Raw genomic sequence first — 14,524 nt, 5'->3', positions numbered from 1 at the left:
GGGCGCCGAGCAGCTGCTCGGCCAGGGCGACATGCTCTACATGGCCGGCGGCGGGCGCATCACCCGCGTCCACGGCCCCTTCGTCTCCGATGGAGAGGTCGAGAAGGTCGTCGCCCATCTGAAGACGCAAGGCCGCCCCCAGTACCTCGACGCCGTCACCTCCGACGAGGAGGACGCCGGCGAGGAGGCCGAGGACGGCGCCGTTTTCGACAAATCCGCCATGGGCTCGGTCGATTCAGACGACCCCTACGAGCAGGCCGTGGCTGTCGTGCTGCGCGACAAGAAGGCCTCGACCTCCTACATCCAGCGCCGCCTCCAGATCGGCTACAACCGCGCCGCATCCATCATGGAACGCATGGAACACGAAGGCATCGTCGGACCCGCAAACCACGCCGGGAAAAGAGAAATCTTGGTCGAGACGCAAGGCCATGGCGGCGAGGATTGAGCGCATCCGCTGCGGTCTGGTCGTCGCAGGGCCTTGTCCGCGACCATCTTGGTCCTCAAATTGCCACCGGGATGCTGCAACCTCGATCGTCTGGCGAACGTTAGGTTCAAGGTTTGGATCGCATTTCGCAGCAGCGTCCGGCCGCACGAGGACCGCGGCACAAAGGTGGAGCAGGCTTGCTCATGAAGAAGTTCCCAGTCATTCGGGCATCGGTTCTGACGCTGGCCATCGCGGCCTTCGGTCTGTCGGCTGATGGCGCGAAGGCCCAGCCGCTGCAGATCCAGCCGCCGGTTCAAGCCAAGCCCGCCGCCAAAACGGCCGCGCCGCGTCGCATTCCGATGCCGCCGGCACGTCCGGCCGATCTCGGACATCCCCGCACGGCGATGAACGACGCGCCTGTCGTCGAGCCAGCGAGCACCACCACGGCGCCGGCGGTACGCGCCGTCGCTGAACCTGCAAAGCCTGAGGTCAAACAAGCAGCCGCGCCCGCCAAGTCCAAGATGCCGCTGCCGGCCACGCAGGAAGAGGCGATCGAACGCCTTAACACCTATCTCAACAGCTTCACCAGCCTGCAGGGCAACTTCATCCAGTTCGCCGCCAACGGAAAACGCCTCGAAGGCCGGATCTATATCCAGCGCCCCGGCAAGATGCGCTTCGAATACGACCCGCCGGCCACGACCGAGATCATCGCCGATGGCAACTCGGTCGCGGTGCGCGATACGCGTCTGGCGACGCAGGACATTTATTCCATCGGCCAGACGCCGCTGAAATTCCTGGTGCGCGAGAAGATGGACCTCAGCCGCGAAGGCACCATTACCGGCGCCAGCGTCGATAACGGCGTCCTCTCGGTCCGGCTGGAAGACCGCACGACCCTGGGCGGGACCTCCAAGATCACGCTGAAATTCGATCTCGCGAACAACGAGCTGAAGCAATGGGTCGTCGTCGATCCGCAGGGCTACCAGACCTCTGTCGCGCTCTATGATCTCGATACCCAGCGCCGGCCCGATCCCAAGAATTTCGTGATCGACTACCAGCGCAAGCTCTGAGCGGCCAGGCGCCGAAGACGCTTGCATTTCCGGCGCATGCGAACCAGTTTCCGGCCGCCCTCATGCCGGAAGCTTAGCCTTGCAACTCACCGTGACCAGCTGGAACATCAATTCCGTCCGCCTGCGCATCGGCATGGTCGGCGATTTCCTGACGCGTTATGCCCCGGACATTCTCTGCCTGCAGGAAACCAAGACGCCGGACGAGCAGTTTCCGGCCAAGGCCTTCCATCAGCTCGGCTATGTCCATCACGCCTTCATCGGTCAGAAGGGCTATAACGGCGTCGCCATCCTCTCGAAGCTGCCTTTCAGCGAGAAGGAGGCGATGTCGATGTGCGGGCGCAACGATGCCCGCCACATGACCGTGACGCTGGATGCCGCAGCAGGTCCGGCAGCCGGCATCGCCATCCATAATTTCTATATTCCGGCGGGCGGCGACATCCCCGATCCCGAGAAGAACGTCAAATTCGCCCATAAGCTCGCCTTCCTCGACGAGATCGGCGTCTGGGGCCTCACCAAGAAGCCGACGGACCGGCCCGCCATCCTGCTCGGGGACCTCAACATCGCGCCTTATGAGCACGACGTCTGGAGCCACAAACAGCTGCTCGACGTCGTCAGCCACACCCCCCTCGAGACGACGACGCTGGAAAAGCTGCGCTCCGAGCTGGGCTGGACCGACGCCGCCCGCACGCTGCGGCCGGAGCCGGAGAAGCTCTATTCCTGGTGGAGCTATCGCGCCCAGGATTGGGAAGCCTCCAATCGCGGGCGGCGCCTCGACCATATCTGGCTCTCGGACGGGCTCAAACCCACCTTGCGCGACCTGACCTTCCTGCGTGAGGCGCGCGGCTGGGAGCGACCTTCGGACCATGTACCCGTCACGGTGACGCTGGACCTCTGATCGACGAAGAGCTGGACCTATGCCGCGTCTGGCCCTCCGCCATGCCGGTGTGGCCTTACGGCCCGCACCCCGGCATGGTAGGCCTGCCCGGATTTTCCGGCGATCCAGACCGTGCAGCCAGCTCTCCCCACCTCGCTATCGTTGCGCGACGCGCTGCTGACCCTTGCGGTCATGATCGTGTGGGGTACGAACTTTGTCGTGATCCATATCGGGATCGAGCATTTCCCGCCGCTGCTCTTCGCCGCCCTGCGCTTCACCTTCGCGCTGCTCCCGGCAGTGTTCGTCCTCAAGCGCCCGGCCGTGCCCTGGAGCAGGCTTGCCGCCTATGGCTTGTTCATCGGCGCCGGTCAGTTCGGCCTGCTGTTCTTCGCCATCAAGGGCTTCATCGCGCCCGGCCTGGCCTCGCTGGTGGTGCAGTCGCAGCCGTTTTTCACAATCCTGCTGGCGGCGGCGATTACGCATGAACGCGTGCAGGCCTTCCAAATTGCGGGCCTCGCGCTGGCGGCCATCGGCATCGGCGTCATCCTCTGGCACACCGACGGGTCGACAACGCCACTCGGTATCGTCCTGGTGCTCGGCGCCGCCTTGTGCTGGGCGGCCGGCAATATCGTCGCGCGCAGCACCCCCAAGGTCGACATGCTCGCCTATGTCGTCTGGACCAGCCTGTTCGCGGTCCCGCCCCTGATCGTCCTGTCCTATCTGATCGAAGGCTGGCCGGCGGCTCGCGACAGCCTTGCCCACGCGCCCGCCATCGCCTGGGCCGCCGCGATCTGGCAGGCGGTCGGCAATGTCATGTTTGGCTATGCGGTCTGGGGCTGGCTCCTGTCGCGTTATGCGGCCGCTACCGTCGCGCCGACGGCGCTGCTGGTCCCGATCTTCGGCATGGGCGCGGCCGCGATCTGGCTGGGCGAACCCTTGCCGGGCTGGAAGTTCGTCGCTGCCGGGCTCGTGATGTCGGGCCTTGCCATCAATGTGTTGTGGCCGCGTTTCGCCGCAATCCGTGCCGCAAGGCACCCGCCCGCCTCCTGATCAGACGGAACGCTTCCGGTCGATCGCGATCAGCGCATCCTGAACGCCGACGAGTTCGCCAACGAAACCCCGCAGCCGATCCCCGATCGCGGTGGCGATGGCTTCCGCCGACGCCGGCGATTCGCCCAACACCCGCCGCATCACGCTGCGCGGCAGGCGCATCACCTGCGTCGGCTCGCGTGCGATCGCCGTGACCTGCCGGGGCACAGAGGTGAACAAAGCCAGTTCGCCGACAAGCGCGCCGGGGCCGACGATCTCGCTGGCCGGACCACCATCGTCCCCCGTGGCCAGAGCCAGCGCCCCGGACACCACCAGCACCGCACCATCCGAGGGCTCGCCGACGCGAAACAGCACATCGCCTGCGCGCAGGACCCGGCTTTCCGCCGCGAAGGCGAGCAGCCGCAGCGCGTCCCGATCCATGAGGCTCAGCAAGGGCTGCCGGGCTAGAAGCGCCATGTCGTCGTCGAGCGACATCCGGTCAGGGATTCAGCTGGTAACCGCCGGCGTCCGTCACCAGCAGCCGGGCATGCCCTGGATCAGGCTCGATCTTCTGACGCAGCCGATAGATATGCGTTTCGAGGGTATGGGTGGTCACCTGGCTGTTATAGCCCCAGACCTCCTGCAGCAGAACCTCGCGGGCGATGGGCTTGCGGCCGGCCCGATACAGAAAGCGCAGGATCGCCGTCTCCTTCTCGGTGAGTTTGGTCTTGGAGCCCTTGTCGCTGACCAGAAGCTTCGACCCGGGATGGAACGTATAGGGGCCGACCTGAAAAATGGCGTCCTCGCTCGCCTCGTATTGCCGCAGATGCGCACGAATGCGCGCCAGCAGCACCGCGAACTTGAACGGCTTAACGACATAGTCATTGGCGCCGGATTCGAGCCCCAGCACCGTATCGGCATCGGAGCCCTGCCCCGTCAGCATCACGACAGGGCTCTTGAAGCCGCCCTTGCGCATCGCCTTGACGGCCTCGCGCCCGTCCATGTCCGGCAGGCCGACATCCATGATGACGAGATCGATACGCTCGGTCTGCGAGATCTTGATCGCACCCGAGGCGTCGCCAGCGGTCGACAAGCGGAATTCATCGTAAAGCGCCAGCTGCTCGGCCAGCGCATCGCGCAAAGTCTGGTCGTCATCGACCAGAAGGATATGATGGACGACGGACATCGGCTGTTCGCTCGAACGCTGGGAGAGGGCAACATGAGGCCGCTGAGTCGTCATCGCAAGTCACGCGAGCTGCAATCCCCTTGAAAAACCACAGGAACGGCGCCTCGGGCAGAACCCGAACACTCTCTTCATTGCGGGTTTTCGCCTCAGTGCATGACCGTCGCAAGGGCTTCATCGTCGCCGGGACGGCCGTGTTCCCCTGCGCGCTCGGTCGCTCCGGCATCCGCGCGGACAAGCGCGAAGGCGATGGCGGCACTCCGCGAAGCGACCTGCCGCTGCGCCGCGTGTTCTATCGCGCCGACCGCCTTCCGCGTCCGCGCAGCCTTCTGCCCACCCGGCGCATCGGCCCCCGCGACGCCTGGTGCGACGATCTCCAGGACCGACGCTACAACCGCCTGATCGATCGCCCGCCCGGCGAAGCGGAGGAGCGGCTTCAGCGCGAAGACCCTCTTTACGATGTCATCGTCGAGCTCGGCTGGAACGACAGGCCCGTGAGGCGAGGGCGCGGCAGCGCCATCTTCTGGCACCTTGCCCGCCCTGGCTTCACGCCCACCGCAGGGTGCGTCGCGGTCCAGGGCCATGTCTTCGCCAAAGTACTGCCCCGGCTCGCCCGCCATTGCGTCATACGGGTGCGCTGACCTCGGCTCCGCGCGCTCCGAAGATCGCGCTGCCGACGCGCACATGCGTCGCGCCAAGCTGGATTGCCGCCTCGTAATCGGCGCTCATGCCGATCGACAAGCCCTTGAGCCCATGGCGCGCCGCCATCTTCGCCAGCAGGCCGAAATGCGGGGAAGGGGGCTCATCGGCCGGCGGGATGCACATCAGCCCGTCGATCGTCAGCCCATGGACGTCGCGACAGCGCGTGATGAAGGCGTCGAGATCGCCGGGCAGGATGCCGCCCTTCTGCGGCTCCTCGCCGGTGTTGACCTGAACGAACAGGCGCGGCGACCGGCCCGCACGCGTGATCTCGCGCGCCAGCTCCTTCGCCAGACTTTCGCGATCGAGCGACTGGATGACGTCGAACAGCTCGACAGCCTCCCGTGCCTTGTTCGACTGCAAAGGCCCGATCATGTGCAGCTCGGCATCGGGAAAGCGCTCCTTCAGCGCCGGCCACTTGGCTTTCGCTTCCTGAACATAGTTTTCGCCGAAGACGCGCTGACCGGCCTTGAGCACCTCCGCGATCTGCTCGGCCGGCTTGGTCTTGGACACCGCGATCAGCGTGACGCTGTCCGGCTTGCGGCCGAAATCCTGCGCAGCCCGCTTCACGGAAGCCCGCACCGTCTCCAGACGTTTTACCGTATCGCTCATCACAAACCCTCTCGGCCCCGGGCGCCGTTGACCGCGTGCGCGCAATGGTGTCCTAGAACAAGATGTGGAAAACCGGCATCCGGTTTCTCACATATGGCTCCTGCGCCGGTGCATCCGAGGCCGGCAGACACTCAAGAATGCCCTGAAGCGATGGCCGTCGAACGCTACAATCCCAAAGAGTCCGAGCCGAAATGGCGCGCCGTCTGGGAGGAGCGCAAGCTCTTCGAGACGCGCAACGACGATCCGCGGCCGAGCTACTACGTCCTCGAGATGTTCCCCTATCCTTCGGGACGCATCCATATGGGCCATGTCCGTAATTATGCGATGGGCGATGTCGTCGCTCGCTACAAGCGCGCCAAGGGCTTCGCGGTTCTGCATCCGATGGGCTGGGACGCCTTCGGCCTGCCGGCGGAAAATGCCGCAAAGCAGAAGAAGGTTCATCCTCGCGAATGGACTTACGAGAACATCGCGATGATGCGCAAACAGCTCAAGTCGATGGGCTTGTCGCTCGACTGGAGCCGCGAGCTCGCCACCTGCGACCCGAGCTATTACCGCCACCAGCAGAAGATGTTCCTGGACTTCCTCAAGGCGGGCCTGGTCGACCGCAAGACCGCCAAGGTCAACTGGGATCCTGTCGACGAGACCGTTCTGGCCAACGAGCAGGTCATCGACGGGCGCGGCTGGCGCTCGGGCGCCCCGGTCGAAATCCGCGAGCTGACGCAGTGGTTTTTCAAGATCACCGATTTCGGCCAGGAACTGCATGACGCGCTCGAAGGCTTGACCCGCTGGCCCGACAAGGTCCGGCTGATGCAGAAGAATTGGATCGGTCGATCCGAAGGACTGCTGGTTCGTTTCGCCATCGAATCGAACGCCGCTGAGCAGCATGAGGTCGAGGTCTATACGACGCGACCCGATACCCTGTTCGGCGCAAAATTCGTAGCGGTCGCACCCGATCACCCGATTGCCAAGGCCGTGGCCGCAAACAACGCCGCGCTGCAGAGCTTCATCGAGGATTGCAAGCGCACAGGCACGGCGCAGGAGGCGATCGACAAGGCTGAGAAGCTCGGCTTCGACACCGGGCTGCGGGCCGTGCATCCGCTCGACCCGAGCTGGACGCTGCCGGTCTACGTCGCGAATTTCGTGCTGATGGAATACGGCACCGGCGCTATTTTCGGTTGCCCCGCTCACGACCAGCGCGACCTCGACTTCGTCAACAAATATGGCCTTGGCAATACGCCTGTCGTCGCGCCGGAAGGCACCGATCCGGCAACCTTCGTCATCACCGACACCGCCTATGACGGCGATGGCCGCATGATCAATTCGCGTTTCCTCGATGGACTGACCATTTCGGAAGCGAAAGAGGAGGTTGCCCGTCGCCTCGAAGGCGAAACGCGCGGCAATCGGCCGGTCGGCCAACGCAAGGTCAATTTTCGCCTGCGCGACTGGGGCATTTCACGGCAGCGCTATTGGGGTTGCCCAATCCCGGTTATTCATTGTTCCGCCTGCGGAACGGTACCAGTGCCCGATGCCGAACTTCCGGTGCAGCTGCCTGACGACGTCTCCTTCGACAAGCCCGGTAATCCGCTCGACCATCATCCGAGCTGGAAGCATGTCGCCTGCCCACAATGCGGTGGGGATGCGCGCCGCGAAACGGACACGATGGACACCTTCGTCGATTCGTCGTGGTATTTCGCGCGTTTCACCGATCCATGGCGCACCGAAAGCCCGACCGACCGTAAAGCCGTCGACCGCTTCCTGCCGGTGGACCAATATATCGGCGGTGTCGAGCACGCGATCCTGCATCTGCTTTATTCGCGTTTCTTCACCCGCGCGATGAAGAAAACCGGGCATGCCGGTCTCGACGAGCCGTTTGCCGGCATGTTCACGCAGGGCATGGTCGTGCACGAGACCTATCGCAACGCCAACGGCGACTGGGTCGAACCCGGCAATGTCCGCATCGAAGTCGCCGGCGCCGACCGCAAGGGTTTTGATGTCGAAACCGGCGCCCCGATCGAGATCGGCCCGATCGAGAAGATGTCGAAGTCGAAGAAGAATGTCGTCGACCCCGACGATATCATCGCGTCCTATGGCGCCGATACCGCTCGCTGGTTCATGCTGTCGGACTCGCCCCCGGATCGCGATGTGATCTGGACCGATGAGGGCGTGCAGGGCGCGGCCCGTTTCGTCCAGCGCCTCTGGCGGCTGGTCGGTGAAATCTCCGAACGGTCCCGTGCCGACGCCGCGCTACCCGAGCGGTTCGGCGACGCGGCCCTGATCCTCCGCAAGGCGAGCCACCGCGCTCTCGACGCCGTCGGGGCCGACATTGAGCGCCTCGCCTTCAACCGCTGCATCGCTCATGTCTACACGTTGACGAACGCGATTGGTAAGACGCTGGACGCTGCTGCCGAGACGCCGGATCTCGACCCGGATACGGCTTACGCACTGCGCGAAGCCGCCCGGATCGTGGTTCAACTGGTGGCGCCGATGATGCCTCACCTAGCCGAGGAATGCTGGCAGGCGCTGGGTGAACCCGGGCTTATCGGCGAGTCACATTGGCCCGAGACCGAGGCGACACTGCTGAAGGACGACACCATCGTCCTGCCGGTGCAGATCAACGGCAAGAAGCGCGCGGAGGTGACTGTCCCGGCCGATGCCGATACGGTGGCGGTTGAGGCTGCGGTTCGCGGCCATGAGGCGGTCGAACGCGCTCTCGAAGGCCGTCCGATCCGCAAGATCATCGTGGTTCCCGGGAGAATCGTGAATGTCGTCGTCTGAGATCCCCGCCCCGGCCGCTTCCCTGAACCGGCGCCGCCTCGCATGGGTCACCGCGTTGGGCATTGCCGCGCTGGCCGGCGGGTGTTTCCGACCGCTCTATGCGGAAAGCACGGCCAGCACCGTCGGTGGCAGCGTTCGTTCGGCTCTGCGTGCCATCGAGTTTCCCGAGATCAAGGGGCTTGTCGGCCATTACCTTCGCAACGAGCTGGTCTTCGAATTCGACGGTGGCAACGAGCCTGACGCCGTCAGGACGATGCGCTTCGAAACGACCTTGGCCGACTCCGTCGAGGTCGTTTCTGTCGATTACGCCAATGGCCGCGCCGATTCGGCCGTGCTCAACCTCACCGCCACCTGGAAAGTGACCCGTATCGGCAGTGGCGAGGTCGTTTCGTCCGGCACGAATTCGGTACGCGAACCCTATGAGCGTTCATCGCAACGATTTGCCGTCGTTCGCGCCGCGCGCGATGCACAGATCCGTGGCGCCAAGAATCTGGCGAGCCTGATCCGAGGCCAGATTTCAGCCGACCTGACGCGCTGAGATCATGGTCGCGATCAAAGCGCATGAGGCGGAACGGGCGCTCATGCGCCTCGACCCAGCCTGGCGCCTGATCCTGTTCTATGGACCCGACGCCGGCCTGGTTTCCGAACGAGCCTCCACGCTGGCCCGCATGAGCATCGACGATCCCAATGATGCCTTCCAGCTGATCCGCATGGATGGAGATGCGGTCGCCGCAGATCCGCTTCGGCTGGTCGATGAGGCCAATACCATCGGCCTGTTCGGCGGACGGCGGGCGATCCGGGTCTCGCAGACGGGGAAGCCGCTTCTGGCCGCGGTCGAGCCGTTGTTGTCGACCCCCTCGCAGGACGCGCTTGTGGTGATCGAAGCCGGCGACCTGCAGCGGACCAATCCTCTCCGCACCGCCTGCGAACGTGCCAAATCGGCGCTGGTCGTACCATGCTACGGCGATGCCGCGCGTGATCTCGGTTCGATCATCGACGAGATGGTTCGGGCGGCCGGAAAGGCGATCGACCGCAATGCTCGCGAGCATCTGGCCGGCCTCCTGGGCGGCGATCGGCAGACCTCGCGCCGTGAGCTGGAAAAGCTACTGCTCTATGTCGGCAACGACTCGGCCATAACCGAAGAGCATGTCGATGCGGTCGTCGGCGACACCGCTCAACGCGAGCAGGCGATGCTGGTTGATGCTGTCTTCTCCGGGAAACTGCCCGTCCTTGATCTCGCGCAAGCCAAGCTCAGCAGCGAAGGGCTCGATCCAGGCGTCATGCTCGGTGCGGTACTGCGTCAGGCGCTGGTCTTGCTGAAGGCGCGCCAGAGCATGGAAGCGGGACGCGGCATTAAGGATGTCGTCGGCACGATGCGCCTGCCCTATCCCCGCATCGCCACGACGGAAGCCGCGTTGACGGCCTGGACAAGTGCCAAATTGACAGAAGCGGTCAACCTGCTCGGCCATGCGGTTCTGACGACGCGCCAGAACAGCGAGACGGGTCGCGCCAGTGCGACCCGAGCCTTGTGGACGCTGGCACGGCTGGCGCGCAGCGGCCGCGCCGATTGATCAGCTTTTCAGTCGGCGACAAAGGGCGTCGAGTTGATCGAGAGTTTTATAGCCGATACGGACCTCGCCGCTCCCGTTGGAGCGATGGCCGATCGTCACGGACAGGCCGAGGGCTTCCTCCAGCGCCTTTTCGAGCGCCCGAGTATCGGCATCCTTTTCCGCCCTAGGCTTGGACGGAGCCAGGGCCGACTTTGTCTCTCCACGCGATTCGACCTGAACGATCCGCTCGATGTCGCGGACACTGAGGCCCTCATCGACGATCTTACGGGCCATCAGTTCCGGATCCGAAACTGAAAGAAGGGCGCGGGCATGGCCGGCCGAGACCGCCCCCTCGCTGACCATTCTGCGCACGGGTTCGGGGAGCTTGGACAGACGGAGCGTATTGGCGACGTGGCTGCGGCTCTTGCCGATGACGCGCGCCAGATCGTTTTGCGTATAGCCGAATTCGGCCACGAGTCGCTCGTAGCCTGCCGCCTCCTCGATCGCATTCAAATCGGAACGTTGAACGTTCTCGACGATGGCGATTTCCAGCGCCTCGCGATCGTCCGCCTCGACCAGGATGACGGGCACATCGTGCAACTCGGCGCGCTGTGCAGCCCGCCAGCGCCGCTCACCAGCGATGATTTCGTAAGCGTCCAGCATCCCCGTGATCGAGCGCACGATGATCGGCTGCAGGATACCGCGCTCCTTGACCGAAGCCGTCAGCTCCTCGAGATCGGCTTCCACGAAGCTGCGGCGGGGATTGCGGGCGCTGGGGCGCAAGAATTCGACCGGCACACGGCGTTGTCCCCGCGCGCGTTCGATGGCGCCGATTTCTTCGCCGACATCCCCGATCAGGGCTGCCAAACCGCGACCGAGGCGGGAACGCCCCTGTTCTTCGGCCATTGCCATATCCTCGAATCCTTTAAGCCGCTGCGCGCAATGAGCGTTCGCGCTTGATCACTTCCGATGCGAGCCGCAGATAGGCCTGGGAGCCGGAACAGCGCAAATCGTACAGCAAGGCCGGCTTCCCGTAAGACGGCGCCTCCGATACCCGGACATTGCGTGGAATGACGGTTTCATAGACCTTGTCGCCAAGGAAACTCCGCACATCGGCCATGACCTGGCCAGACAGGTTGTTGCGCGGGTCGAACATCGTCAGCACGACGCCCTGGATCACGAGACGCGGGTTCAGACCGGCTTTCACCTGCTCGACAGTCTTGAGGAGCTGGCTCAAGCCCTCGAGCGCGAAGAACTCGCACTGCAACGGCACAAGCACTGCGTCGGCTGCCGTCATGGCATTGATCGTGATCAGGCTAAGCGAGGGCGGGCAGTCGATCAGGACATAGGTGAGATCCTGACAGCGTTGATCGAAGACCAGTTCGTCGATGGCGTGCTTGAGCCGATGGGCCCGATCCTTCGCCGAAGCGATCTCCAGCTCGACACCGAGAAGGTCGAGTGTCGAAGGGGCGAGGGACAGGCCCGGCACGGCCGTCGGCTGCATCGCCTGTCCAAGCCCGACATCGCCGCACAGCACATCATAGGTGGACGATTTGCGGCTGCGGCGGTCTATGCCCAGCCCCGTCGAAGCGTTGCCCTGCGGATCCAGATCGACAATCAACACCTTCTCGCCGATCGCCGCCAGCGCCGTCCCAAGATTGATCGCAGTCGTCGTCTTGCCCACGCCGCCTTTTTGGTTGGCGAGCGCGATAACCCGCGGTCGGCGCGGCTTCGTCGGAGAAATTGCCTGGGTCATGAATCGGCTCGTCTCTCGGCGGAGCGAACCATCAGGATTCGCGCGGCGTCATCTGTCACGGAGGAAACCGTTGTCGCCTGAATCTTCCAATATCTGGCTGAGTCGGTCAATTCCGCATCTAGATGTTGTCCCTTGGGAAAGAGGCCGAGTGCGCCGTTTCTGAGCAGGTCGTCGCACCAATCCAGCAATTGGGGCAAAGCCGCGAGCGCCCGCGCTGTCACGACATCGACCTTTCCGACAAAGCCGCCGACCGCATCCTCGATGCGGGCCTGATGCACCCGGACGCGCGCGCCCGTAATCCGGACCGCATGGCGCAGGAACGCGCATTTGCGGCTGTTGCTTTCGATGAGGTCGATCTGACCGACGCCGCGCTCCGCCAGACAAATCCCGATGACAAGGCCCGGAAACCCCCCTCCAGATCCAAGATCGAGCCAGCGAAGCCGGTCCGGGGCGAGGGCGAAGATCTGGAGTGAATCGGCGATGTGCCGGGTCCAGACCTCAGTGAGGGTCGTCGAGGAGACTAGGTTCTTGGCCGCTTGCCATCGCTCCAGTTCATTCACAAGGAGCGACAGTCGCGCCTCTGTTTCACGTGAAACAGGCGTCAAGCGTAAAGCGCGATCCCGGTCGGCGTTATCAACAGTCACGAGGCCTCTGTGGATAAAACGCGCGCCTTCCGGGCATGGGCAGCGAGAAGCGTCAGCGCGGCCGGCGTCATTCCCTCGATCCTGCCGGCCTGCGCCAGATCAGCGGGGCGGATTGCCGCGAGCTTCATTTTCAACTCGTTTGAAAGGCCTGAGATACCGTCGAGATCAAGCGCGCTCGGCACTTTCAGCGATTGATCCCGCTGGTAGGACTGGATTTCTGCCGCCTGGCGATCGAGATAGACCGAATAGATCGCGTCGGCTGTCACCCGTCCGACGACAGATGCGGAAAAGCAACCCAGCTCCGGCCAAATCACGGCGAGGCGCTCGAAAGACACGTCGGGATGCGAAAGAATCTGGTAGCCAGAGCGTCTCACACCATCTCGATTGAGCTGAAGCCCAAACCCTTCCGCTTCTTGAGGGGTCAGCTTCAACGCCTGAAGCGTCGACCGAAGTCTTTCGATTTCCGCCTGCCGCTCGTCGAATGCCAGCGCGCGCGCTGAGCCCACAACTCCAAGATCGCGGCCTAGGCGCGTCAAACGTTCATCGGCATTGTCGACCCGCAGCGAAAGCCGGAACTCGGCGCGCGACGTAAACATTCGATACGGCTCCGTAACGCCATGCGTCACGAGATCATCGACGAGCACTCCAAGGTAAGATTGAGAGCGGTCGAAAACGACCTGCTCCGCCCCGCTCGCCGCACGAGCGGCGTTCAGCCCGGCCAGCAGGCCCTGGGCCGCCGCTTCTTCATAACCGGTTGTGCCGTTGATCTGGCCGGCCAGATAGAGCCCGGAAATCGCACGCGTTTCCAGGGTATTGGCAAGCGCGCGCGGATCGACGAAATCGTACTCGATCGCATAACCCGGCTGAAGCATCGCAGTGCGTTCGAGCCCTGGAATGGTCTTCAGCAAGCCCAGCTGAACATCTTCGGGCAACGAGGTCGAGATGCCGTTGGGATAGACCGTATGGTCGTCGAGACCTTCCGGTTCGAGGAAGATCTGATGCCCGTCGCGATCGCCGAAGCGGCCGACCTTATCCTCGATCGAGGGGCAATAGCGTGGGCCGCGACCTTCGATCTGCCCTGAGAACATCGGCGCCCGGTGAAGATTGGCCCGGATCAGGTCATGACCCTTCTGGGTGGTTCGCGTAATCCCACATTGGATCTGCGGGTTGGTGATCGCGGTTGTGAGCGACGAGAACGGCTCCGGAGGTTCATCGCCCGCCTGCATCTCAAGGCCGGCCCAGTCGATCGTGCGCCCGTCCAGCCGCGGCGGCGTCCCGGTTTTCAAGCGCCCGAGCGGAAAGCCGTGTCGCTCCAGCGTCGCAGCAAGGCCGATCGAAGGCGCCTCATCGATACGCCCGGCGGGTATGCGCGTTTCGCCGATATGAATTAGCCCTCTGAGAAAGGTGCCGGTCGTCAGGACAACCGTTCCGGCGCCGAATCGGCGTCCATCCGCAAGGATGACGCCAATGACGCGCCCGCCAGCGATTTCGAGATCGAACGCATCACCCACGACGATCTGAAGGTTTGTCTGCTCGGCCAGCAGGTCTTGCACCGCCTGGCGATAAAGCTTGCGGTCCGCTTGCGCCCGGGGCCCCCGCACGGCAGGGCCTTTGCGCCGGTTGAGCATGCGAAACTGGATCCCGCCCCGGTCGGCAGCGCGCGCCATGATGCCGTCGAGAGCGTCGATCTCGCGCACGAGATGCCCCTTGCCCAGACCGCCGATGGCTGGGTTGCACGACATCGCGCCGATCGTTTCCGGCTTATGGGTTACGAGAGCGGTGCGCGCCCCGAAACGGGCAGCTGCAGCGGCGGCTTCGGTGCCGGCGTGCCCGCCACCGACGACGATGACGTCGTAGGACTGTTCGATCGACATCTGCTGTGGCTAGCGAAGCCTGCCCATAGCGTCAATC

At 64.0% G+C, this 14,524-nt stretch carries 15 protein-coding genes; 8 read left to right on the top strand and 7 right to left on the bottom strand.

The annotated features are described in order from the left end of the window. From AC1DR6_RS17110 to AC1DR6_RS17095, 4 genes are all read left to right on the top strand, one after another. Positions 1 to 445, top strand: a 445-nt coding sequence (locus AC1DR6_RS17110) for a DNA translocase FtsK (protein WP_476830449.1), incomplete at its 5' end; no start/stop codon positions are given. Between the two features lie 182 nt (positions 446 to 627). After that, entirely contained in the window at positions 628 to 1,491 is an 864-nt protein-coding gene (locus AC1DR6_RS17105) for a LolA family protein (protein ID WP_476830448.1), read from the top strand. Positions 1,492 to 1,570: 79 nt separating this feature from the next. Next, complete coding sequence (xth, locus tag AC1DR6_RS17100; protein ID WP_476830447.1) at positions 1,571 to 2,386, top strand: exodeoxyribonuclease III; 816 nt, start codon at positions 1,571 to 1,573, stop codon at positions 2,384 to 2,386. Positions 2,387 to 2,497: 111 nt separating this feature from the next. Continuing rightward, positions 2,498 to 3,415, top strand: coding sequence for an EamA family transporter (locus tag AC1DR6_RS17095; protein WP_476830446.1), 918 nt, complete (start codon positions 2,498 to 2,500; stop codon positions 3,413 to 3,415). Here AC1DR6_RS17095 and AC1DR6_RS17090 read toward each other — a convergent pair whose 3' ends face one another. Together AC1DR6_RS17090 and AC1DR6_RS17085 are read right to left on the bottom strand one after the other, a co-directional pair. Next, on the bottom strand, positions 3,416 to 3,889 hold the full coding sequence (locus AC1DR6_RS17090) for a cyclic nucleotide-binding domain-containing protein (RefSeq protein ID WP_476830445.1): 474 nt from the start codon (positions 3,887 to 3,889) through the stop codon (positions 3,416 to 3,418). 4 nt (positions 3,890 to 3,893) lie between these two features. After that, positions 3,894 to 4,580 (bottom strand): response regulator transcription factor, encoded by a 687-nt coding sequence (locus AC1DR6_RS17085; protein ID WP_476830444.1) that lies wholly within the window; start codon positions 4,578 to 4,580, stop codon positions 3,894 to 3,896. A gap of 149 nt (positions 4,581 to 4,729) precedes the next feature. Between AC1DR6_RS17085 and AC1DR6_RS17080 the strand changes: the two genes are divergently transcribed. Next, complete coding sequence (locus tag AC1DR6_RS17080) at positions 4,730 to 5,218, top strand: L,D-transpeptidase family protein (protein ID WP_476830443.1); 489 nt, start codon at positions 4,730 to 4,732, stop codon at positions 5,216 to 5,218. Here AC1DR6_RS17080 and AC1DR6_RS17075 read toward each other — a convergent pair. After that, positions 5,202 to 5,888 carry a YggS family pyridoxal phosphate-dependent enzyme gene (locus tag AC1DR6_RS17075; RefSeq protein ID WP_476830442.1) on the bottom strand — a complete coding sequence of 229 codons (687 nt, stop codon included), beginning with the start codon at positions 5,886 to 5,888 and terminating at the stop codon, positions 5,202 to 5,204. The two genes, AC1DR6_RS17080 and AC1DR6_RS17075, sit on opposite strands and share 17 nt — an antisense overlap. Positions 5,889 to 6,038: 150 nt before the next feature. Here AC1DR6_RS17075 and leuS point away from each other — a divergent pair, with 150 nt between their 5' ends. From leuS to holA, 3 genes are read left to right on the top strand one after another with little or no spacing between them, the layout of a single operon-like run. Continuing rightward, on the top strand, positions 6,039 to 8,663 hold the full coding sequence (leuS, locus tag AC1DR6_RS17070) for a leucine--tRNA ligase (RefSeq protein WP_476830441.1): 2,625 nt from the start codon (positions 6,039 to 6,041) through the stop codon (positions 8,661 to 8,663). After that, the gene (locus AC1DR6_RS17065; protein ID WP_476830440.1) at positions 8,650 to 9,201 is read left to right on the top strand and encodes a hypothetical protein; all 552 of its coding nucleotides are present in this window, start codon (positions 8,650 to 8,652) and stop codon (positions 9,199 to 9,201) included. The genes leuS and AC1DR6_RS17065 overlap by 14 nt, the downstream gene beginning before the upstream one ends. A gap of 4 nt (positions 9,202 to 9,205) precedes the next feature. Beyond that, positions 9,206 to 10,234, top strand: a complete 1,029-nt coding sequence (gene holA / locus AC1DR6_RS17060; RefSeq protein WP_476830439.1) for a DNA polymerase III subunit delta — start codon at positions 9,206 to 9,208, stop codon at positions 10,232 to 10,234. On the opposite strand, the gene AC1DR6_RS17055 is transcribed toward holA, so the two are convergent. The 4 genes from AC1DR6_RS17055 to mnmG are packed head-to-tail and all read right to left on the bottom strand — an operon-like array spanning position 10,235 to position 14,487. Then, positions 10,235 to 11,119 carry a ParB/RepB/Spo0J family partition protein gene (locus tag AC1DR6_RS17055; RefSeq protein WP_476830438.1) on the bottom strand — a complete coding sequence of 295 codons (885 nt, stop codon included), beginning with the start codon at positions 11,117 to 11,119 and terminating at the stop codon, positions 10,235 to 10,237. It lies immediately after the preceding gene. Positions 11,120 to 11,138: 19 nt separating this feature from the next. Beyond that, the gene (locus AC1DR6_RS17050) at positions 11,139 to 11,969 is read right to left on the bottom strand and encodes a ParA family protein (protein ID WP_476830437.1); all 831 of its coding nucleotides are present in this window, start codon (positions 11,967 to 11,969) and stop codon (positions 11,139 to 11,141) included. Next, positions 11,966 to 12,613, bottom strand: a complete 648-nt coding sequence (gene rsmG / locus AC1DR6_RS17045; protein ID WP_476830436.1) for a 16S rRNA (guanine(527)-N(7))-methyltransferase RsmG — start codon at positions 12,611 to 12,613, stop codon at positions 11,966 to 11,968. The genes AC1DR6_RS17050 and rsmG overlap by 4 nt, the downstream gene beginning before the upstream one ends. Next, positions 12,610 to 14,487 carry a tRNA uridine-5-carboxymethylaminomethyl(34) synthesis enzyme MnmG gene (gene mnmG, locus AC1DR6_RS17040; RefSeq protein ID WP_476830435.1) on the bottom strand — a complete coding sequence of 626 codons (1,878 nt, stop codon included), beginning with the start codon at positions 14,485 to 14,487 and terminating at the stop codon, positions 12,610 to 12,612. Before mnmG ends, rsmG begins: the two co-directional genes overlap by 4 nt. Positions 14,488 to 14,524 lie beyond the last annotated feature (37 nt).

The organism is Allobosea sp. P5_A5 (genome assembly GCF_056400625.1).
Note: the sequence above shows the minus strand (reverse complement) of the source record. Positions and strands in the feature narration are given on the sequence as shown.